This window comes from Pseudomonas sp. NFACC13-1 (genome assembly GCF_900104425.1).
Classification (GTDB): Bacteria; Pseudomonadota; Gammaproteobacteria; order Pseudomonadales; family Pseudomonadaceae; genus Aquipseudomonas; species Aquipseudomonas fluorescens_AA.
Genome location: NZ_FMXV01000004.1, coordinates 311,173 through 328,193, shown reverse-complemented (window position 1 = coordinate 328,193; position 17,021 = coordinate 311,173). Strand labels below are relative to the sequence as shown.

The 17,021-nt window shown below is 61.2% G+C and carries 16 protein-coding genes; 5 read left to right on the top strand and 11 right to left on the bottom strand.

Annotation, left to right across the window (positions count from 1 at the left end):
* Positions 1–216: 216 nt before the first annotated feature.
* The 5 genes from BLQ55_RS08200 to BLQ55_RS08180 all read right to left on the bottom strand — a co-directional run bounded on the left by BLQ55_RS08200 (position 217) and on the right by BLQ55_RS08180 (position 5,015).
* A complete protein-coding gene (locus BLQ55_RS08200) occupies positions 217–987 on the bottom strand; it encodes a hypothetical protein (protein WP_092253300.1) in 771 nt (256 codons plus the stop codon).
* A 504-nt stretch (positions 988–1,491) separates the two neighbouring features.
* A complete protein-coding gene (gene tcyN, locus BLQ55_RS08195; RefSeq protein WP_092201294.1) occupies positions 1,492–2,253 on the bottom strand; it encodes an L-cystine ABC transporter ATP-binding protein TcyN in 762 nt (253 codons plus the stop codon).
* Between the two features lie 3 nt (positions 2,254–2,256).
* The gene (tcyL, locus tag BLQ55_RS08190) at positions 2,257–2,922 is read right to left on the bottom strand and encodes a cystine ABC transporter permease (RefSeq protein WP_060739686.1); all 666 of its coding nucleotides are present in this window, start codon (positions 2,920–2,922) and stop codon (positions 2,257–2,259) included.
* A complete protein-coding gene (tcyJ, locus tag BLQ55_RS08185; RefSeq protein ID WP_092201292.1) occupies positions 2,922–3,716 on the bottom strand; it encodes a cystine ABC transporter substrate-binding protein in 795 nt (264 codons plus the stop codon). The genes tcyL and tcyJ overlap by 1 nt, the downstream gene beginning before the upstream one ends.
* Before the next feature lie 306 nt (positions 3,717–4,022).
* Positions 4,023–5,015 carry a D-cysteine desulfhydrase gene (locus tag BLQ55_RS08180; RefSeq protein ID WP_092201290.1) on the bottom strand — a complete coding sequence of 331 codons (993 nt, stop codon included), beginning with the start codon at positions 5,013–5,015 and terminating at the stop codon, positions 4,023–4,025.
* A gap of 505 nt (positions 5,016–5,520) precedes the next feature.
* Here BLQ55_RS08180 and betT point away from each other — a divergent pair.
* Positions 5,521–7,482, top strand: a complete 1,962-nt coding sequence (gene betT, locus BLQ55_RS08175; RefSeq protein WP_170847592.1) for a choline transporter BetT — start codon at positions 5,521–5,523, stop codon at positions 7,480–7,482.
* A gap of 151 nt (positions 7,483–7,633) precedes the next feature.
* Here betT and BLQ55_RS08170 read toward each other — a convergent pair whose 3' ends face one another.
* Positions 7,634–8,374, bottom strand: coding sequence for an SDR family oxidoreductase (locus tag BLQ55_RS08170; protein ID WP_092253298.1), 741 nt, complete (start codon positions 8,372–8,374; stop codon positions 7,634–7,636).
* Positions 8,375–8,504: 130 nt separating this feature from the next.
* On the opposite strand from BLQ55_RS08170, the gene BLQ55_RS08165 reads away from it, so the two are divergent.
* The 4 genes from BLQ55_RS08165 (at position 8,505) to mgrA (ending at position 11,298) form a co-directional block, all read left to right on the top strand.
* Entirely contained in the window at positions 8,505–9,395 is an 891-nt protein-coding gene (locus tag BLQ55_RS08165) for a LysR family transcriptional regulator (RefSeq protein ID WP_092253296.1), read from the top strand.
* A 128-nt stretch (positions 9,396–9,523) separates the two neighbouring features.
* Positions 9,524–9,706 carry a type II toxin-antitoxin system HicA family toxin gene (locus BLQ55_RS08160; protein WP_092201282.1) on the top strand — a complete coding sequence of 61 codons (183 nt, stop codon included), beginning with the start codon at positions 9,524–9,526 and terminating at the stop codon, positions 9,704–9,706.
* 92 nt (positions 9,707–9,798) lie between these two features.
* The gene (locus BLQ55_RS08155; protein WP_063325186.1) at positions 9,799–10,200 is read left to right on the top strand and encodes a type II toxin-antitoxin system HicB family antitoxin; all 402 of its coding nucleotides are present in this window, start codon (positions 9,799–9,801) and stop codon (positions 10,198–10,200) included.
* Positions 10,201–10,260: 60 nt separating this feature from the next.
* Positions 10,261–11,298 carry an L-glyceraldehyde 3-phosphate reductase gene (gene mgrA, locus BLQ55_RS08150; RefSeq protein WP_092169235.1) on the top strand — a complete coding sequence of 346 codons (1,038 nt, stop codon included), beginning with the start codon at positions 10,261–10,263 and terminating at the stop codon, positions 11,296–11,298.
* Between the two features lie 163 nt (positions 11,299–11,461).
* Here mgrA and tauD read toward each other — a convergent pair whose 3' ends face one another.
* The 5 genes from tauD to gshA all read right to left on the bottom strand — a co-directional run bounded on the left by tauD (position 11,462) and on the right by gshA (position 16,888).
* Positions 11,462–12,304 (bottom strand): taurine dioxygenase, encoded by an 843-nt coding sequence (gene tauD, locus BLQ55_RS08145; RefSeq protein WP_092253294.1) that lies wholly within the window; start codon positions 12,302–12,304, stop codon positions 11,462–11,464.
* A 49-nt stretch (positions 12,305–12,353) separates the two neighbouring features.
* Positions 12,354–13,193, bottom strand: coding sequence for a taurine ABC transporter permease TauC (tauC, locus tag BLQ55_RS08140; protein ID WP_092253292.1), 840 nt, complete (start codon positions 13,191–13,193; stop codon positions 12,354–12,356).
* Positions 13,190–13,984, bottom strand: coding sequence for a taurine ABC transporter ATP-binding subunit (tauB, locus tag BLQ55_RS08135; protein ID WP_092253290.1), 795 nt, complete (start codon positions 13,982–13,984; stop codon positions 13,190–13,192). The genes tauC and tauB overlap by 4 nt, the downstream gene beginning before the upstream one ends.
* 25 nt (positions 13,985–14,009) lie before the next feature.
* The gene (gene tauA, locus BLQ55_RS08130) at positions 14,010–14,987 is read right to left on the bottom strand and encodes a taurine ABC transporter substrate-binding protein (RefSeq protein WP_092201274.1); all 978 of its coding nucleotides are present in this window, start codon (positions 14,985–14,987) and stop codon (positions 14,010–14,012) included.
* A gap of 317 nt (positions 14,988–15,304) precedes the next feature.
* Entirely contained in the window at positions 15,305–16,888 is a 1,584-nt protein-coding gene (gshA, locus tag BLQ55_RS08125; RefSeq protein ID WP_092253288.1) for a glutamate--cysteine ligase, read from the bottom strand.
* Positions 16,889–17,021 lie beyond the last annotated feature (133 nt).

Below are 17,021 nucleotides of genomic sequence, written 5' to 3'. Positions count from 1 at the left end.
GTTCACGTGGGTGAAGCCGCTTTTTGTGGCGAAGGCGCTTGCCCCCGCTTGGGCTGCGCTGTAGGAGCTGCCGAAGGTTGCGATCTTTTGATCTTTCGCTTGGGACTCAAGCGTGAGGGGAAAGATCGCAGCCTCGCTCCGCTCGACAGCTCCTACAGGCCCAACGGGAGCAAGCGCCCTCGCCACAACAGCAGGCGTGCCGCATAACTGTTTGCATCAAGGCTCTCGGCGGCGCGTTTCGGCAGCCATGAGCGCCGGTTTCGGTGAAGTGCTCAGGTACGGATTGGCGCAACCGATCGTCAACGTCCGTGGCGGTGCCCAGTGGGAGTTGTTGCCCACGCGGTCGAGGATGCAGTAGGTCACTTCCAGGCGCAGGTCTTCTCCCGCCTCCAGGATGATCTGCGGCGGGACCCAGATATTGATCGGTTGGCCGACTTCGCTGGCGGTGAGCGCAGGCAGGTCCATGCGCACATCGCCCCAGCGCAGGGTCACGGCATCGCCGGCGGCCATGTTCAGGTAGGGTTCGATGGTCAGCGGTACGCCGCGCTTGATCTGGCTCGGGTTCACCCCTTGGCGCCGGATGGCGGTGGGAATGCGCACCGGCGCCAAGCCCTGGTTTTCATCGCCGCTCAGGGCCAACGGTTGGCCGCCGGGACAATCGAGCTTCACCAGCACCTGTTGCTTGGCCGACAGCGCCGGCCCGCGTCCGACCTGCATCACCCGATAATGGATGCGCGAGGTCCCGTTGACGATGAAGCTCTCCGGGACCCGCATCGTGATGTCGCCCAGTACATCGGCCTGGGACAGCACGCGCGAGCCGACGTAGCAGTTGTCCCAGAACAGTTCGATCAGGTCACCGGCGTCCATGTCGGGATAAGGTGCAATGGCTACCTCCAAGTGAGCGGCGTTGGCGATATTGATGCCAACAGGATGGGCATTGGCCAGGGTGGGGGCGGCCAATTCAGGACTCTTCGACTTACATGTCATGGTGTTCTCCTTGAGGCTTGAAAACTAAGTCCGTTTCGGGAAGATCAAAAGGCGGTGGACCATCGCGATATATGTGTTATGGGTGTAGCCATAGGGGCTGTCTGCGCTTAGTCACTGCGCAAACTAAAATACGGTGCGTCGCCTGTCGGGCACTAGATAAGGGCTCTGCAGTTTCAGTGTCAATAGAGCCGGTTGCTTAATAACTCATTGTGAAAGGCTTCAGAAACATCCTACGTGCGCATGTTAAGAATACGCGGCGCAGCAGGCCAAATTCCTAGGTTATTCGGTTTTTTCGAAAAGGGTTGGAAACTGCATCTGGCAACTAAGTTTGTGAGGGGCGCGGAGGGTAAGTGTTGCGAGAGTTATATATAGGTTACTTCCTATATAAAATCGGAGACTTCTAACAAAGAGTAATTGCAAGTTGTGTCGTTCGGATAAAAAGGTGGCGATGCCGTGTAAGTTGTGCAGCGGTCTCACTTCCATCCCTGGAAGTGATAATACGAATTACTGGTCGCCGTGTCCGGCAGAGAGGAACTTGCTGAGGAACTGTCGCGTGCGTTCTTCCTTGGGGGCTGCAAACAAGGCCTTGGCTTCGCCTTGCTCGACGATCACGCCTTTGTCGAAAAACACCACACGGTTGGCCACGTCCCGGGCGAAGCCCATTTCGTGGGTCACGATGACCATGGTGCGCTTTTCTTCAGCCAGGCCGCGAATGGTCGCCAGGACCTCGCCCACCAGCTCCGGATCGAGGGCCGAGGTCGGCTCGTCGAACAGGATCACCGCCGGTTCCATCGCCAACGCCCGGGCAATCGCCACGCGCTGTTGCTGACCGCCGGAAAGGCGCCGTGGGTAGGCGTTTTCCTTGCCGGCCAGCCCGACCTTGGCCAACAGCTTGCGTCCCAAGGCTTCGGCGTCGGCGCGGGGCATCTTCTTCACCACTTGCGGGCCTTCGGTGACATTTTCCAAGGCGGTGCGGTGGGGAAATAGGTTGAAGTTCTGGAACACGAAGCCCACCTGCTGGCGCAAACGGCGCACCAGGCCTTGTTGCTGGTTCAGCGGGCGACTGCCATCGATCTCGATGTCGCCGACCTTGATCCGGCCACTGGTAGGCTCTTCGAGGAAGTTCAGGCAACGCAGGAACGTCGTCTTGCCCGAGCCGCTGGGGCCGATGATCGCAACCACTTCGCCTTCTTCGATCTTCAGGTCGATGCCGTTGAGCACCACCTGACCCTTGAACTGCTTTGTCAGTTTTTCCACGACAATCATGGGTCAGGACTCCTGGTCATGCCGATTGACCCGGGCTTCCAGGACGTTCTGCAGGTGCGAGAGCACGGTGGCAAGAACCCAATAGATCAGCGCGGCGGCAAGGTACATGGTGAAGATTTCGAAGGTTCGCGCGGTGATCAACTGCGCCTGGCGGAACAGCTCCGGCACCTGGATGGTCGCCGCCAGCGCGGTGTCCTTGACCAGGGAAATGAAGCTGTTGCCCAACGGCGGCAGGGCCGTGCGTGCGGCTTGCGGCAGGATAGCCCGACGCAGGGTCTGGGCGCGGGTCATACCGATACTCGCCGCCGCTTCCCACTGGCCGCGCTCGATGGAGCTGATGGCGGCCCGCAGGATTTCACACGCATAGGCAGCCATGTTCAGCGAGAAACCGATCAGGGCCGCAGGCAGCGGATCCAGCTCGATGCCCAGTTGCGGCAACCCGTAATAGATCACGAACAACTGCACCAGCAACGGCGTGCCACGAAAGAACGACACGTAGATGCGGGCGATCCAGCTCACCAGTTTGAAGCGCGACAGGCGCATCAGCGCCAGGCCGAACCCCAGCAGCAGGCCGAAAAACATGCCGCCCAGGCTGAGGATGACCGTGTAGTACGCGCCCTTGAGCAGAAAGGGCGCGGAGTCCAGTGCGAGTTGAAGAGCTGCTTCCATTATTTCGTGACGTCAGCGCTGAAGTATTTTTCAGAGAGCTTCTTCAGCGTACCGTCGGCGCGTAGTTTCTCGATGGCCTTGTTCACCGCTGCCAACAGCTCAGGCTCGCCTTTGCGCAGGGCGATACCGGCTTCCTGGCGGGAGAACGCTTCGCCGGCGGCGGCAGTGTCCTTGGCTTTCTTGGCATATTCGAGCGCGGCGAGGCGGTCGATCAGGATGGCGTCGATGCGGCCGACGCGCAGATCCTGGAACTTGGTCGGATCATCTTCGTAGGTGCGTACATCAGCGCCGGGCACGTTGGCCTTTACCCATTGTTCGTAGTTGGTGCCCAGGCCTACGCCGACTTTCTTGCCGGCCAGGTCGGCGGCGGTCTTGATGGAGTCTTTATTCTTGGTCAGGGTCAGCGCCTGAATCCCGGAAACGGTATAGGGCTCGGAGAAGTCATACTTCTTCTTGCGCTCTTCGGAGATTGTCACTTGGTTGATCACCGCGTCCAGACGCTTGGATTCCAGCGCCGCGAGGATGCCGTCCCATTTGGTTGGCTGCAGCTTGACCTTCACGCCCAGTTCCTTGGCCAGTGCCTCGGAAAATTCCACTTCGAAACCGGCCAGCTTGCCGTCGGCGTCGACGAAGCTGAACGGAGGATAAGTGCCTTCCAGACCGACGTTGATAACGCCCGCATCCTTGATTTTCTGCAGTTGCTCACCGGCAACCGCTTGCCCCAGCAGCCCGGCGCTCAATGCCAGGCCCAGCGAACCGACCAACAGGTTGCGACGTAATGCGGAAAAATTCATGACAAGCCCCTGTGTTTTCTTATGAAGAGGTTATTTTGGCTGAGATAAGGCGTAGCCGCGATTCGAAAAGGTTGCCACATCCTGCCTTAAAGCAACCTGGGCGTCTCGCGGCAAATGCGCCTGCGGCGAGACTATAAGTTGGCTTTTATAGATTGGAAAATAATATTAAATCAACCATATATGTCTGTTTGGAATGAAACCCTGTGGGAGCGAGCTTGCTCGCGATAGCAGTGGATCAGCCCAATTCGAATCAACTGACGCACCCTCATCGCGAGCAAGCTCGCTCCCACATTGAGGTCCATATCTTCAGAAGACTGCGTTATAGGCAAACAACGCGGGCGCACCGCCAGTGTGCAGGAAGATGATCGGGCCTTCGTCGAAACGGTCGCGGCCAATGCCATCGAGCAGGCCGGCCATGGCCTTGCCGGTGTAGACCGGATCGAGCAACAGGCCTTCCTGGCTGGCCAGCAGCTTGACCGCCGCCAGTGTCCCGGCGTTCGGTTCGCCGTAGCGGGGGGCGAAATATTCGTCCCACAGGATCACTTTGAACGCTTCCGGGAGGGCGACTTCGAGCAACGCTGCCGTGCGCTCGGCCAGGCCCTGGACCTTCGGAAACTGGTCCTCCTCGCTGCGGGAAACGGTGACGCCAATGACCGGAAGCGCCGGCAGGCTTTCACTCAACGCCAGCGCCAGGCCGCTGTGGGTCCCGGCACTGCCCGAGGCCAGTACCACGGCGGCGAATTCGATTCCGCTGTCCTTGATCTGCTCGGCCAGTTCCAGGCCGGCGCGCACGTACCCCAGCGCGCCCAAGGCGTTCGAACCGCCAATCGGCACCAGGTAGGGCTTTTTCCCATTGCTGCGCAGGCGCCCGGCGAGGGCTTGCAATTGCTCGTCGGCGTTGTCCAGGTTTTCCACCAGTTCGACCTTGGCGTCGAACAGTTCCAGCAGCAGCCGGTTACCGTTGCCCAGGTAATTGCTGTCTTCGGTGCCGATGGGGTTTTCCAGCAAGGCCACGCAACCCAGGCCCAGCTTCGCGGCCAGGGCGGCGGTCTGGCGTACGTGGTTGGACTGGATTGCCCCGGCGGTGATGAGGGTATCGGCCCCTTGGGCGATGGCATCGGCGGCCAGGTATTCGAGCTTGCGCAGTTTGTTGCCGCCCAAGGCCAGGGGCGTCAGGTCGTCGCGCTTGATGTAGATGTCCCGGCCGAGCCAGGTGGAGAGGCGGTCGAGTTTTTCCAGCGGTGTCGGATGGCTGAGCAGGTCGAGACGGTTAAAGCGAGACAACTGTTCTTTGATCATGGGTCCGTACTGGTTGTAGGCGATGTCTGGACTATAGGCACGCGGATATTCGTGGGCAACCGGCAATCATTTGTTTGGAAGTAAACCGGCGCGGGATTGGGGATACGAATGATTTCTGAGCGCCGAAAACCTGTGGGAGCGAGCTTGCTCGCGATAGCGGTGGTTCAGTTGGCCTCTGTATTTACTGAGATACCGCCATCGCGAGCAAGCTCGCTCCCACAGGGGGCTGTGTATATGGCTTAGTCACTGAACGAATGTTCACCAGGCAACGTCATACCCTCCCGTAGGCTAGCGTAGGAAGCATGCCGTTGAGCCCTGCGATTAGTCCTTAGCTGCCTATTCATGTTTAACTTGAACGTTCATTCAAGTTAAACCGTCGGTTTGCTGCCCGCTCACAATAAGGAGGCTTGCTTTTGCCGAGTCCGTTTTCGACCCTCGCTGTTTCGCTGCCCGGGGGCCCTCGTCCATGAGTGCTTCGTCCCTGCCACCCAGCGGCCTGGTCCGCATGAACCCGCCGGTGTTTTACTTCGCCGCGACCTTTATCCTGCTGTTCGGCCTGGTGGTGATTGCCATGCCTGCCCAGGCCGGCGCCTGGTTGCTGGCCGCGCAGAACTGGGCGGCCAATACGGTCGGCTGGTACTACATGCTCGCGATGACGCTGTATCTGGTCTTCGTGGTGGTCACCGCCTTGTCCGGCTACGGCAAGATCAAGCTCGGTGCCGACCACGACGAGCCCGAATTCAGCTATCTGTCCTGGGCCGGCATGCTGTTTGCCGCCGGCATCAGCATCACGCTGTTTTTCTTCTGCGTCTCCGAACCGCTGACCCATTTGGTGCAGCCGCCCCAGGGTGAGGCCGGTACCGCCGAGGCAGCGCGCCAGGCCATGCAGATTCTGTTCTTGCACTGGGGCCTGCACGGCTGGGGTGTCTTTGCGTTCGTCGGCATGGCCCTGGCGTATTTCGCCTACCGGCACAATCTGCCGCTGGCCTTGCGTTCGGCGCTGTACCCGCTGATCGGCAAGCGCATCAACGGCCCCATCGGCTATGCGGTGGACGGCTTCGGCATCATCGCGACCGTGTTCGGCCTCGGCGCGGACATGGGTTTTGGTGTGCTGCACCTCAATTCCGGGCTCGACTACCTGTTCGGCATCGCCCACACCCAGTGGATCCAGGTCGGCCTGATCGTGCTGATGATGGGCGCGGCGATCATCGTCGCGGTGGCCGGTGTCGACAAGGGTGTGCGGGTCATGTCCGACATCAACATGCTGCTGGCCTGTGCGTTGCTGCTGTTCGTGCTGTTCGCCGGGCCCACCCAGCATTTGCTCAATACCTTGATCCAGAACATCGGCGATTACCTCGGTGCCCTGCCGATGAAGAGTTTCGACCTGTACGCCTACAACGAGCCCAGCGAATGGCTGGGCGGCTGGACGGTGTTCTACTGGGCCTGGTGGATCGCCTGGTCGCCGTTCGTGGGGCTGTTCATCGCGCGGATTTCCCGTGGTCGGACCATTCGTGAGTTCGTGTTCGGCGTGCTGCTGATTCCCCTGGGCTTCACCCTGGCGTGGATGTCGATCTTCGGCAACAGCGCCATCGACCAGGTGCTGAACCACGGCATGAGCGCCCTGGGCATGTCCGCCCTGGACAACCCGTCGATGAGCCTTTACCTGCTGCTGGAAACCTACCCCTGGAGCAAGACCGTCATCGCGGTCACCGTGTTCATCAGCTTCGTGTTCTTCGTCACGTCCGCCGACTCGGGCACCGTGGTGCTTTCGACGCTGTCAGCCAAGGGCGGCAATCCAGATGAGGATGGGCCGAAATGGCTGCGGGTGTTCTGGGGTGCGATGACGGCCCTGGTGACCAGTGCGTTGTTGTTCTCCGGCAGCATCGATGCCTTGAAGTCGGCGGTGGTGCTGACGTCCTTGCCGTTCTCATTGATTCTGCTGTTGATGATGTGGGGTCTGCACAAGGCGTTTTACCTGGAGTCCCAGAAACAGATCGCACAATTGCATTCCCTGGCGCCGGTATCGGGATCGCGCCGGGGCACGGGTGGCTGGCGTCAGCGCTTGAGCCAGGCGGTGCATTTTCCGTCCCGTGACGAGGTGTACCGTTTCCTCGACAGCACGGTGCGCCCGGCCATTGAAGAAGTGACCGCGGTGTTCGTCGAGAAGGGGCTGACGGTGGTGACCCAGCCCGACCCGGCCAACGACAGCGTCAGCCTGGAGATCGGTCACGGCGAGCAGCATCCGTTCATTTACCAGGTGCAGATGCGTGGCTACTTCACGCCGTCCTTCGCCCGCGGCGGCATGGGCTCGAAGCAGCTCAACAACCGGCGCTACTACCGTGCCGAGGTGCACTTGAGCGAAGGCAGCCAGGATTACGACCTGGTGGGCTACACCAAGGAGCAAATCATCAACGACATCCTCGACCAGTACGAGCGGCACTTGCAGTTCCTGCATTTGGTGCGCTGAGCGAGGCCGTAGGTTTTCCATCTTTACCGGCCTCATCGCGAGCAAGCTCGCTCCCACAGGGGCAGTGAGTCCTTCTTGGAGGGCTGCCGATTCGCTTGTGGGAGCGAGCCTGCTCGCGATAGGGATTTGGCGGACGCCGCCGGGCTAAGCTTCAGACAAGCCCGCCATTGGCCCGCAGGACCTGCCCATTCACCCAGCCAGCGGTCGGGCTCACCAGGAACGCGATGATGCTGGCAATGTCCTGCGGCTGGCCGAGGCGTTCCAAGGGCGGCATCTTGGCGTAGTGCTGCACCTGTTCTTCGCTCTTGCCGTGCATGAACAGTTCGGTGGCGACCGGGCCGGGGGCCACGGCATTGACCGTGATCTGACGCCCGCGCAGTTCCTTGGCGAACACCTGGGTCAGGGATTCCACTGCCGCCTTGCTGGCGATGTATACCGAGTAGCCGGGCAGGTTCAGCCCTACGGTGCTGCTGGAAAAATTCACGATCCGGCCACCGTCGTTCAGGCGGGTCGCGGCTTCGCGCAGGGTGTTGAAGGTGCCACGGGTGTTGATGGCGAACGTCTGCTCGAACAGCTCGTCGCTGTGTTGCGCCAGGGGCATTACCTGAAGAATGCCGGCGTTGTTGATCAACACATCGACCTTGCCCAGTTGGGCTTCGGTTTCGTCGAACAGTCGCCGAACATCGGCGGAAGAGGACACGTCCGCCTTGATCGCTATGGCTTGGTGGCCGGCCTGGCGCAGCTGAACCACCAGTTTCGAGGCTTCGGTGGCGCTGTTGGCGTAATTGATGACGACGGCAAAACCTTCGCTGGCCAATTGCTTGGCAATCTCTGCTCCGATACCGCGGGAGGCGCCGGTCACGATGGCAACTTTCGAATTCTGAACAGTCATGTGAGGTTCCTTTGAGGTTGAAGTGTCGTGATTCGTTGAAGCCAGATTCACATGTTTACTCTTGGCGATAAATGCCCGAGAGTTGCCTTGACTGTTCAATATTTTCCAACAATCAGTGCACGGGATTCCGATGGACCAAGTCAAGGCGATGAGGGTATTTGTCCGCATATACGAGCGCAGCAGCTTTACCCTGGCCGCTGAAGACTTGAATATGCCCCGGGCCACGCTCACCCATACGCTCAATCAATTCGAAGCCTGGCTGGGCATTCGTCTGCTGGAGCGTAGCACCCGCAAGGTGCGCCCGACCCTCGACGGCGAAGCCTACTACCCACGCTGCGTGCAATTGCTGGCGGAGCTTGAAGAGGCCGAACTGGCGTTCCGCGGTGTGGCGCCCAAAGGCAAGTTGAGGGTGGACCTGCATGGTACCCAGGCCCGGTACTTCGTGATTCCGGCGTTGCCGCAATTCATGGCGCGCTACCCCGAAATAGAACTGTTCATCAGCGAGGCGGATCGTTTCGTCGACCTGATTGCCGAGGGCGTCGATTGCGTGCTGCGTTCCGGCACGCTGGCGGACTCGTCATTGATTGGCCGGCGTGTCGCCAATCTTCGGCAGATCACCTGTGCCAGCCCCGGTTATTTGCGCCAGTACGGCGAGCCGAAGAGCCTCGATGACTTGAAACATCACCGGGCGGTGAATTACGTCTCGCGGACCACCGCCAAACTCTATCCGTTCGAGTTCATGGTCGATGGCGAACTCAAGGAGGTGCCGATCGGGGGCTCGTTGTCGGTGTCCGGCGCCGAGATCTACGCCGCCTCGGCCATCGCCGGCCTGGGCCTGATCCAATGCCCGCATTACCGAATGGAAGAACCGATCCGGCAGGGAATGATCCAGGAAGTCCTCACCGCCTACCCGCCGCCCTCCATGCCGGTGTCGGTGCTCTATCCCCACAACCGACACATGTCGCCACGGGTTCGCGTGTTCGTGGATTGGGTGACCGAGGTGTTTGCGCAGGCGCGATGACCGAGTGGTGATGGCGGTGCATGGGTTGGAGAGTTGAACTAATATTTTTCTGGGTGTGTATTGTGTGTATCAGGGGGCTTATTCGCAGCTAGAGTTTTCCGGCAGAGTTGTCGAATAAGGCAAAGGTGATGCGAAGTCGGGAAATGATCAGGAAGATCGAAGAGGACGGTTGGTATCTGGTGGCAGTCAAGGGTAGCCATCATCAGTACAAACATTCCATCAAGGCTGGGAGGGTGACGATCAAGCACCCTGACACCGATCTGCCCAGAGGCACGATCAATAGCATATTGAAACAGGCGGGCCTGAAATGAAGCCCATGACCGATTACGAAATCCCCGATGGGGATGCATTGTTATCAGACCGGTTGCTGCGGTTGCCGGATCTGAAGGAAGGATTCGTCCACATGAAATTTCCGGTCGTTCTGCACAAGGATGCCGATTCCGACTACGGAGTGACGGTCCCGGATGTACCGGGTTGTTTCTCCGCAGGCAGTACTGTGAGCCAGGCATTCGAAAATGTGAAAGAGGCGCTCTCGTTGCACTATGAAGGCTTGATAGCCGACGGCGAACCGCTGCCGCAGATCCATGAAATCGACGATCATCTCGACGATCCACAATACGCCGGGGGGATATGGGGGGTGGTCGAGTTTGATGTCACGCCCTATTTCGGAAAGTCAGTGCGGTTCAACGCCACGTTGCCCGAGCAATTGCTTGAGCGCATCGACCAAACCGTGCGACGGGACCAGCGTTATAGCTCGCGTTCGGGTTTTCTGGCAGCGGCGGCCTTGCGCGAACTTTCAGCCTGACCGAGGCGTCTGTGAAATGTTAGCGTCTGTCACCCGCCGTCCGAACAGAGAGCCTTTTCGATGACCTACACCGCTGCGCAAAACCGCTACGAGTCCATTCCTTACCGCCGCGTCGGTCGCAGCGGGTTGGTGCTGCCGGCGCTGTCGCTGGGGTTGTGGCACAACTTCGGCGACAGTACGCCCATCGATACCCAGCGTGCCTTGCTGCGCACGGCGTTCGACCTGGGTATCAACCACTTCGACCTGGCCAACAACTACGGCCCGCCCTATGGCAGCGCCGAGATCAATTTCGGCCGGTTGCTGCGCGAAGATTTCCAGCAGTACCGCGATGAGCTGATCATCTCCAGCAAGGCCGGTTGGGACATGTGGCCGGGACCTTACGGCCAGGGCGGTGGCTCGCGCAAATACGTGTTGGCCAGCCTCGACCAGAGCCTGCAACGCCTGGGGCTGGACTATGTGGATATCTTCTATTCCCACCGCTTCGACCCCGATACGCCCCTGGAAGAAACCGCCAGTGCACTGGCCACTGCAGTGCAGCAGGGCAAGGCGCTGTACATCGGCATTTCCTCGTATTCCGGGGTGAAGACCCGGGAAATGGCGGCGCTGCTCAAAGAGTGGAAAGTCCCGCTGCTGATCCATCAGCCGGCCTACAACCTGCTCAACCGCTGGGTGGAAAAAGACCTGCTGGACGCCACTGACGAATTGGGTACCGGCGTGATTGCCTTCACCCCGTTGGCCCAAGGCCTGCTGACCGACAAGTACCTCAAGGGCGTTCCGGCCGATGCGCGGGTGAATCGTCCGGGGGGCGGCTCGTTGCAGGCTTCGCACTTGTCGCAGGAGAACCTCGCCCACGTACGCGCCCTCAATGAGATCGCCCAACGTCGTGGCCAGAGCCTGGCGCAAATGGCCCTGGCCTGGACCTTGCGCGATCCCCGGGTCACCTCCGCCCTGATCGGCGCCAGCCGGCCGGAGCAGATCATCGAGAACGTCGGAGCCTTGCAGAACCTGAACTTCAGCGCTGAAGAACTGGCCGAGATCGACCGATTTGCCCAGGAAGGCGGGATCAATCTTTGGGAAAAGCCTTCGTCGGCGGAGTAACCCAAACCCCCTGTGGCGAGGGGATTTATCCCCGCTGGCTGCGAAGCAGCCCCAGGAACAGCTCAGCACGGCCTGCCTTTCAGATCGTGCGTGCAGGTTTTAGGGCTGCGTCGCAACCCAGCGGGGATAAATCCCCTCGCCACAAAGGCGATTCCATCGCTGTTCAGCGAAAAAACGGCACATCCCCCAACACCGTCGCCCGGTGCATCACCCGCCGGGCCGGGCGGTAGTCGTCCACGGCGAAATGCTGGGTCACACGGTTATCCCAGAACGCCACGTCGTTGACCTGCCAGCGCCAGCGCAGGGTGAACTCCGGGCGGGTGGCGTGGGCGAACAGCAGTTTCAGGATCGCCTCGCTTTCGTTTTCCGACAGCTCGTTGATCCGTGTCGTGAAGCCTTCGTTGACGAACAGTGAGCGACGCCCGCTCACCGGATGGGTGCGGATCACCGGATGGGACAGCGGCGGGTTTTTCCGCCGTGCCTCTTCCCAGCGGGCCAAGTCTTCGGCGGTGTTGCCAAACCGCTCCAAGGGAAAGGACCGGGTAAAGTCGTGAGTCGCCGTCAGGCCTTCCAGCAAGCGTTTCAACGGTGTCGACAAGGCTTCGTAGGCGGCGATGCCACTGGCCCACAACGTGTCGCCACCCACCGCCGGCAACAGCTTGGCGCTGAGCACCGCGCCGAGGGCTGGCGTTGGCAGAAAGGTCACGTCGGTGTGCCACACGGCGTTGTCGCGCACATCGGTGACGGCGGTGTCGAGCACCAGTACTTCAGGCTGTTCCGGTACGTTGGGGTAGATCGGATGAATGTGCAGGTCGCCAAAATACGCGGCGAAACGCGCCTGCTGGGGCGGTTCGATCGGCTGGTCGCGGAAAAACAGCACCTGGTGTTCGAGCAGCGCCTGCTCGAGGGTGTCGCGGTCGGCCTGGCTCAGCGGCTGGCGGATATCGATTCCTTCGATCTGCGCGCCGAGGGCGGTGCTCAAGGGCGTAATGGTCGGGCGGTTCATCGCAGTGTTCTCGGTCTGGGCGCCGAATGGTCGGCGTGGTCATTGGGTGTCAATGGATCTGGCCGTGCCACGGCACCAGTTTGCGTTGCAGGGCGCGCAGGCCCATTTCCATGGCGAAGGCAATCAGCGCGATCACCAGGATTCCCAGCACCACCACATCGGTGACCAGGAACTGCGCCGCTGACTGCACCATGAATCCCAGCCCGCTGGTGGCGGCGATCAGTTCGGCGGCCACCAGTGTCGACCAGCCCACGCCCAGGCCGATGCGGATACCGGTGAGAATGTCCGGCAGGGCACTGGGCACGATCACATGGCGAATCAACTGTGCCCGCGTGGCGCCCAACGATTGCGCCGCGCGCAGCTTGGCCCGGTCGACGGTGCGCACGCCGGTGGCGGTGGCAATGGCAATCGGGGCGAAGATCGCCAGGTAGATCAGCAGCACCTTCGACAACTCGCCGATGCCGCACCAGATCACGATCAATGGCAGGTACGCCAACGGTGGAATCGGCCGGTAGAACTCGATCAACGGATCGAGCACGCCGCGCGCGATGCGGTTGGCGCCGATGGCGATGCCCACCGGCACCGCCGTCAGCACCGCGAACAACAGGCCCAGGCCGATGCGTTCAAGGCTGGCGGCCAAGTGTTGCCAGAGGGTGGAGTCCATGTAGCCGTGGGTCGCCAGCAGCCAGCCTTTTTGCAGCACGGCCGACGGCGGCGGCAGGAACAGTGGTTCGATCAGGCCGCTGGCGGTGACGGCCCACCAGGCTGCCAGCAGCGCGATCAGGGTCAAGCCACTGATCCAACGTGTACTCAGGTGGGGTCTCAAACCGCTGGCCGTAGGCCGGGTCGTCGCGTCACGGACCACGGCTGGAATTTCGTAGCTGCTCATGCGCGCTCCTGGGGGCGAGTGGCGCTGCGTTGGGAAAACACTTTGGCGAGCACATGCTCGCGGGTTTCGATGAAGCGTGGGTCGGACTTGATCGAGCGTGCCAACTCCCCGGCTCCGTAGCGCTGGCCGAAATCCAGGCTCAGGCGCTCGACGATCTGCCCCGGGTTCGGTGCCAGCAGAATCAAGTCCGTGGCGAGGAAGACGGCCTCTTCAATGTCATGGGTGATCAGGAACACCGGCTTGGCGGTGCGCTGCCAGACCTGCAGCAACAGTTCCTGCATCTGCTCGCGGGTGAAGGCGTCCAGCGCACCGAATGGCTCATCCATCAACAGCACACGCGGGTCGGCCGCCAACGCCCGGGCCAGGCCGACGCGTTGTTTCTGGCCGCCGGAAAGCTGCCAGACGCGGCGTCGCTCGAAACCGGCCAGGTCCACCAGGGCAAGCATTTCCCGGGCGCGAGCCTCGCGTTTTTCCTTGGGAATGCCGGCCAGTTCCAGGCCGAACCCGACGTTTGCCAGTACGTCCTGCCATGGCAGCAGCGCATCGTCCTGGAACACCACGCCGCGTTCGGCGCTCGGGCCCTTCACCGGCGTGCCGTCGAGGGTGATCTGCCCGGCGCTGGGCTCGACGAACCCGGCGATCAGGTTCAACAGCGATGTCTTGCCACTGCCGGACGGGCCGAGGGCGACCAGCAACTGCTGGGGCCCCAGGGTCAGTGAAATGTCCGCCAGCACGGGTTCCGCCGCGCCGGGGTACTGTGCGCTGATGCGCTCCAGCTGTAGCAAGGCCATCGCCGTGACTCCTTTTAGTATTCGATCACTGGGTGATGTATTTGGCGCTGACAAAAGGCGCGTAGTCCGGCAGCACGGCTTCGACCTTGCCTTGCTCCTTGAGGAAGGCGGCGGTGTCGGTGATGGCTTGGGTGGTCGGAGCGCCGAGGCTTACGACCTGATCGGCCGCCAGGGGGAAGACGTTGCCTTGCAACAGCAGCGGGATATCACTGGCCTTGGCACCGGAGAGTTTCACCAGTTTGTCGACGTTGGACGCATCGGCCAGCCAGGCCTGTGGGTCCTTGCGGTAGTGGGCGTAGGCGTCCAGGGTCACTTTGGCGAAGGCGGTGACGATTTCAGGATGCTTCTGGGCGAAGTCCTTGCGCACGATCCAGGCGTCGAACGTCGGTGCGCCGAACTTGGCCAGCTCCGCGGAGGTGATCAGCACCTTGCCGTTTTCCTTGGCCACACCCAGGGCCGGGTCCCAGACGTAGGTGGCGTCGATGTCGCCACGCTTCCAGGCGGCGATGATGGCCGGTGGCGCCAGGTTGAGGATGGTGACTTTCGACGGGTCGATGTTCCAGTGTTTCAACGCGGCGAGCAGGCTGTAGTGACCGGTGGACACGAACGGCACGGCGATTTTCTTGCCGATCAGGTCTTGCGGGGAATTGATGCCGGAGCCGTCACGAACCACCAAGGCCTCGGCGGCGCCGATCTGAGTGGCGATGAGGAAGGTTTCCACCGGGACCTTGCGGGTGATGGCGGCGGTCAGCGGGCTGGAGCCGAGGTAGCCGATCTGCACATCGCCCGAGGCGATGGCGGTGATGACGTCGGCACCGTTGTCGAACTTGCGCCAGTCGATCTTGGCTTGGGTGGCTTTTTCATAGGCGCCGTCGGCCTGGGCGACCTTGGCCGGGTCGACGGTGGTCTGGTAGGCGACGGTCAGGTCGGCTGCCTGGGCAAAAAGACTCGTTGCTGCCAGGGAGGCGGCCGCGAGAAGGCGAAGGGGGAAACGCAAAGACATGGACAATCTCCTCAACAGGCCACCGGACGTTCGGCGTTCGAGGAGACTAATTGATCTAAGAATTCAAAAATAAATAACTTTTTAGAATTAGCTTATTTGCGAAAGAACATCCGGAAACGACTAAGGCCTCCGTGACGAGGGAGCTTGCTCCCGCTCGGCTGTAGGAGCTGTCGAGCGAAGCGAGGCTGCGATCTTTCCGCTGGTGCTTGAGTCTCAAGCGAAAGATCAAAAGATCGCAGCCTTCGGCAGCTCCTACAGCGCAGTCCAGCGGGAGCAAGCTCCCTCGCCACAAGAGTATCCCCGCCAAAGAGGGCTGGTCAGTTACTGATCGCCAGGATGCTCGCCTGGTAGGAACCCACGAACACATCGAAATCCCCCACCTCGTTCTGCTCCAGCTCGGCTTGCTGGACCAGCGACTCGCGTGCGGTCGCTTCGAATGTCGCTTGCTCCTGGGCAGGCAACGGCTCGGCGCGGAAGAATTCGGCGTGGGCCTTGCTTTGGCGCAGGGAGAACTGGGCGAAGCTTTCCTGGTGTTCGGCCATCGCGGCCAGCACCTGGGCGGAAGGCGTCAGGGACGGATCGCGGACTTTCGCCAATTGCGCGTCCAGTGCCTGGCGATGGGCATCGCCACCCTGGCTCTGGTCGAGCAGCGAGGCCAGCGGGGCGATTTTTTCCAGCAGTTCCACGGCCCAGGCCTGCATGTCCACCGCTTGACCCTGGCGCTGCAATTGCAGGCCTGGCTTGCGACCTTCCTTGACCACGGTCAGGAAGTTGCTCGTGGCGTTGCCGCATTCGTTGTTCTCCAACTGCGGGCTGTCATTGAGGCCGCAATACAGCAGGAACGCATCGAGGAACCGCGCCTCGGTGAGGTCGATACCCATCGGCAGGAACGGGTTGATGTCCAGGCAGCGCACTTCGACGTACTGGATCCCCCGGGCCATCAAGGCCTGGATCGGTCGCTCGCCGGTGTAGGTCACGCGCTTGGGACGGATGTTGGAGTAGTACTCGTTTTCGATCTGCAAGATGTTGGTATTGAGCTGCACCCACTCGCCGTTCTGGTGAGTGCCGACTTCGACGTACGGCGCGTAGGGCGTCGCCACCGCTTTGCGCAGGCTGTCGGTGTAGCTCGCCAGGTTGTTGTAGCAGGGCGTGAGGCCGGCCTGGGCGTTGCTCTGGTAACCCAGGTCGCTCATGCGCAGGCTGGTGGCGTAGGGCAGGTACAAGGTGTCCGGATCCAGTTGTTCCAACTGGTGCGGGCGGCCCCGCAGGAAACCGACGTCCAGGGCCGGCGAGGCCCCGAACAGGTACATCAGCAACCAGCTGTAGCGGCGGAAATTACGGATCAGCGCGATGTAGGCCGACGATTGGAAGTCCCGGTCGCTCACCTCGGCGGCTTCGTCCTGGCGCAACAGCGGCCAGAGCTTTTCCGGCAGGGAAAAGTTGTAGTGGATCCCGGCGATGCATTGCATGGTCTTGCCGTAGCGCAGGGCCAGGCCCTTGCGATAGACGTACTTGAGCTGGCCGATATTCGAGGTGCCGTAGTAGGCGATCGGAATGTCTTCTTCGGCCGGCAGTGGGCACGGCATCGACGGGCTCCACAAGTACTCGTCATCCAGTTTGCTGTAGGCAAACCGGTGGATCTTGTCGAGGCTGCGCAAGGTATCGGCCGGGTTGGCCAGGGCCGGCGTGATGAACTCCAGCAGCGACTCGGAATAGTCGGTAGTGATCTGTTCGTTGGTCAGCGCCGAACCGAGGGCCTTGGGGTGCGGAGTCTGCGCCAGGCGCCCATCGTCCGTGACACGCAGGCATTCACGCTCGATGCCGTGCAGGCACTGTTCGAGCAGGGAGAGGTTGGCGCGCTCGCCGAGCAGGGCCAGGCGGCGGTTTAAAAGGTCGCTCAAGTTGAATTCCTTCACGCGTCGGTCGCCCCAATATGGGGGTGGGCAAGACGGTCTACAAGGGTGAAGTTAAAACTGGCGTTTTCGCCTGGTTTTCGTGCCAAAAGCTAGCCACCGCAACCCCACTGTGGGAGCG

Coding starts and splice junctions, on each gene's coding strand:
- BLQ55_RS08200 (WP_092253300.1), bottom strand. CDS start 987: ATGACATGTAAGTCGAAGAGTCCTGAATTGGCCGCCCCCACCCTGGCC.
- tcyN (WP_092201294.1), bottom strand. CDS start 2,253: ATGATTGTCGTGGAAAAACTGACAAAGCAGTTCAAGGGTCAGGTGGTG.
- tcyL (WP_060739686.1), bottom strand. CDS start 2,922: ATGGAAGCAGCTCTTCAACTCGCACTGGACTCCGCGCCCTTTCTGCTC.
- tcyJ (WP_092201292.1), bottom strand. CDS start 3,716: ATGAATTTTTCCGCATTACGTCGCAACCTGTTGGTCGGTTCGCTGGGC.
- BLQ55_RS08180 (WP_092201290.1), bottom strand. CDS start 5,015: ATGATCAAAGAACAGTTGTCTCGCTTTAACCGTCTCGACCTGCTCAGC.
- betT (WP_170847592.1), top strand. CDS start 5,521: ATGAACCCGCCGGTGTTTTACTTCGCCGCGACCTTTATCCTGCTGTTC.
- BLQ55_RS08170 (WP_092253298.1), bottom strand. CDS start 8,374: ATGACTGTTCAGAATTCGAAAGTTGCCATCGTGACCGGCGCCTCCCGC.
- BLQ55_RS08165 (WP_092253296.1), top strand. CDS start 8,505: ATGGACCAAGTCAAGGCGATGAGGGTATTTGTCCGCATATACGAGCGC.
- BLQ55_RS08160 (WP_092201282.1), top strand. CDS start 9,524: ATGCGAAGTCGGGAAATGATCAGGAAGATCGAAGAGGACGGTTGGTAT.
- BLQ55_RS08155 (WP_063325186.1), top strand. CDS start 9,799: ATGAAATTTCCGGTCGTTCTGCACAAGGATGCCGATTCCGACTACGGA.
- mgrA (WP_092169235.1), top strand. CDS start 10,261: ATGACCTACACCGCTGCGCAAAACCGCTACGAGTCCATTCCTTACCGC.
- tauD (WP_092253294.1), bottom strand. CDS start 12,304: ATGAACCGCCCGACCATTACGCCCTTGAGCACCGCCCTCGGCGCGCAG.
- tauC (WP_092253292.1), bottom strand. CDS start 13,193: ATGAGCAGCTACGAAATTCCAGCCGTGGTCCGTGACGCGACGACCCGG.
- tauB (WP_092253290.1), bottom strand. CDS start 13,984: ATGGCCTTGCTACAGCTGGAGCGCATCAGCGCACAGTACCCCGGCGCG.
- tauA (WP_092201274.1), bottom strand. CDS start 14,987: ATGTCTTTGCGTTTCCCCCTTCGCCTTCTCGCGGCCGCCTCCCTGGCA.